Origin of the sequence: Bartonella sp. PS17NMGDW, assembly GCF_042193555.1 — a bacterium.
Classification (GTDB): Bacteria; Pseudomonadota; Alphaproteobacteria; order Rhizobiales; family Rhizobiaceae; genus Bartonella; species Bartonella grahamii.
Genome location: NZ_JBHILY010000046.1, coordinates 1 through 2,831, shown reverse-complemented (window position 1 = coordinate 2,831; position 2,831 = coordinate 1). Strand labels below are relative to the sequence as shown.

The window sequence follows — 2,831 nt, the reverse complement described above, 5'->3', positions numbered from 1 at the left end:
TTATGTGAAACACCCATCTTTTTTGCAAACGCACGAACCGATAGACCCTTACGCGTTTTCTTATTCATAGTTGCTCCTTGCCTTCTTCTCTGCCATAAGAAGTAAGAGTTTACTGTGTTACGAATGATTGACAATCGGGTATAATCGGGTATATATTCCGGTATGAAAACAGATACACTCCAAATTACACAAGAATTGTTGGCTCTCATTGCTGAAATTGATGAGTTCAAAGGGGCATGGCGCGCTCTTGGTACTCTTGCACCTGAGCGATTGAACGCTCTTCGTCATATTGCTACTGTTGAAAGTATTGGATCTTCCACACGCATTGAAGGGAGTAAGTTAACAGACCGCGAAATCGAACAGCTTTTGGTAAACTTAGAAATTAAACGTTTCAAGAGTCGTGATGAACAAGAAGTTATCGGTTATGCCAAGGTTATGGAAACAATCTTTCAATCTTGGAGTGATATTTCTATTACTGAAAATCATATTAAACAACTTCATCGTGATCTTTTGTGTAATAGTGAGAAAGATCAACGACATCGAGGTGAATATAAGACTTTACGCAATGATGTAGCAGCATTTAATTCTCAAGGGAAAATGGTTGGCATTGTTTTTGAAACAGCTACACCATTTGATACACCATACCGAATGCAAGAGCTTATTACTTGGTTCAATAAAACCAATGAATTAAAGGATCTTCATCCTTTACTTACGATTGGTATTTTTAATGTAACATTTTTAGCTATTCATCCTTTTCAAGATGGAAATGGACGTTTAAGCCGTATCTTAACCACCCTTCTTTTGTTACAAAAAGGTTATGTTTATGTACCATATTCATCACTTGAAAGCATTATTGAGAATAATAAAGAAAGCTATTACTTAGCTCTGAATCAGACTCAAAAAACAATTTATACTAAAATACCCAATTGGGAACCTTGGATACTCTTTTTTTTACGTGCTCTACAAAAACAAAAACGCCAATTAGAAATAAAAATAGAGAGTGAAAAAAATGCTCTTTTTTCCTTATCTGAATTGGCTCTTAATATTCTTGATTATGTGCGTAATCACGGACGTGTTACAACCCGCGATATGGTGCGTGAGGTTGGTGCAAGCCCTAATACACTTAAAGTAACTTTTACATCATTAGTTGAAAAAGGTCTTTTGATACGTCATGGTGGTGGACGATCAACTTGGTATAGTGCACCTTAATTTTATTACCTTCTTAACCACCTCCCCATTTTTGAGAACGGGGAGGGGAGGCATATTTTTTACTTAAGCGGCTTTCACTACAGATCTTTCTAAGACTTGTTTTGCTTCTTTGATTATGGCTTTGTAATGCTTGCTTTCTTCTACCAACGTAAAGGCTTTGACAAGATGCATGTGGAGAGGTCCATAAATGTAAACAGCCTTTTTAGTTGGAGACATTTTATCCCAATCTTTTGGGAAAGCAAAACGTATATCATCATAATCAACAAATTGACTTTTTAGTTTCTTTTCACATTCAATAAAGTAACGACGAGCTTGACGTCCTTTCTCATTGCGTTCAACCATTGAGAGCTCTTTCGCCATGTCTAATGTGATGTGATATTCTGTACTTGGACGACCGCCTTTAGGTTTCGGTAAATTTTTACCGAAACTCACAAAGCCTTGATTTTCTTGAAAGGTATTAGGTTTCGCTAAATTTTTAGCGAAACTTATAAAGTCCTTATTTTCTAGGAAGCCGTATTCTTTAATACGGTTTTTTATCCAATCTCTAAAATTAGAATTGATTTCCAAAAATGTATATAATTCGCGTGCGTTGACGGTTTGAACTGTTTCTTGATCGATCGTTTGTTCTGTAATTTTAATAAGAGTGTTCATAATGAACTCCTTGTTGATTAGGCTTTCTATTGACATCCTAAGAGGATGCCGGGTGCTAGAAAACACGGCAACAAGCCCGTCGTTACGCCTTTCCCCATGAGGGTATTGTATAGCGTAACCACACCCGACAATATTATTATACGCATGTAGCATATAATGAGTCAAAGTCTTTAATGCGCGGAAGACTGATTATTTCGGCAACCAATCCGCTTGTTGTTTTAAGGTGTTTTCTAGGCACCTGATTCGAAAATACCTATTACTATAGAATTGTCAAGTAACAAAAATTACTTCTTGCTAAGAAAACGTTTCACATACTGTACAGTGTACATATTGAAATCATTATTTATCAATGAGTTAAATGTACAATGTACAGTCAAATTGAAAATTCTGTCGCTAGCGATAGTTCGCGCTCGCCTGCCCCGCAACAGACCCAACCCGCTGGGAAGTACCTTTTGAATTGATTTTATTGATTTTTTTTATGAAAAAACAAAGCATAAGTGATAATCTGTTTTTAAAATTGCAATAAGAATATGTAATTCCTAAACTCATAAGGATATGGAATATATAGATAAAGCTTGAGAACATGATCTAGCCTTTCTTATTAGCAGCGTATTCTTGACGAGAAAGTTGTCTCTGTATGTTTTTGGTTAATCTTTCATTGGCATATTGTGCAATAGCACTTGCAATCTCTGGCTTGGACATCACTTTAGCAATTGATGGTCCTTCTTGTTTTGCAATAGGGAATTGATCTCCATCCGCTCTTTGAAACACATTCCCTCCCATTTTTAAATCAACACGCTTTGGAAAACTGCCTCCCTTGATAAAAGCATGGGGTAAGATTTCTTTCTTTCCAAACAGTGTGTAAGTTACGCCGCGTTTTGTTTCGTTTACTTTAAAAAATTTAAGAGGTATTGGTGTTCCAGAACCAATGATATCTGTCTCAAGAAACCTTGCTGTCGCCTTTTCTTTAA

General features: G+C 36.3%; 3 protein-coding genes. 1 reads left to right on the top strand and 2 read right to left on the bottom strand.

What is annotated here, in order from left to right; genetic code table 11:
* Positions 1-162: 162 nt before the first annotated feature.
* Positions 163-1,209: a Fic family protein gene (locus tag ACFIJK_RS09005; protein WP_375627558.1), complete on the top strand. Its 1,047-nt coding sequence runs from the start codon at positions 163-165 to the stop codon at positions 1,207-1,209.
* 63 nt (positions 1,210-1,272) lie between these two features.
* Here ACFIJK_RS09005 and ACFIJK_RS09000 read toward each other — a convergent pair whose 3' ends face one another.
* Positions 1,273-1,860: an antA/AntB antirepressor family protein gene (locus tag ACFIJK_RS09000; protein ID WP_375627557.1), complete on the bottom strand. Its 588-nt coding sequence runs from the start codon at positions 1,858-1,860 to the stop codon at positions 1,273-1,275.
* Positions 1,861-2,448: 588 nt separating this feature from the next.
* On the bottom strand, positions 2,449-2,831 hold a 383-nt coding region (locus ACFIJK_RS08995), incomplete at its 5' end, for a hypothetical protein (protein WP_375627556.1).

Bases quoted from the DNA above. Each gene is read 5' to 3' on its own strand.
- ACFIJK_RS09005 (WP_375627558.1), top strand. From the start codon at position 163: ATGAAAACAGATACACTCCAAATTACACAAGAATTGTTGGCTCTCATT.
- ACFIJK_RS09000 (WP_375627557.1), bottom strand. From the start codon at position 1,860: ATGAACACTCTTATTAAAATTACAGAACAAACGATCGATCAAGAAACA.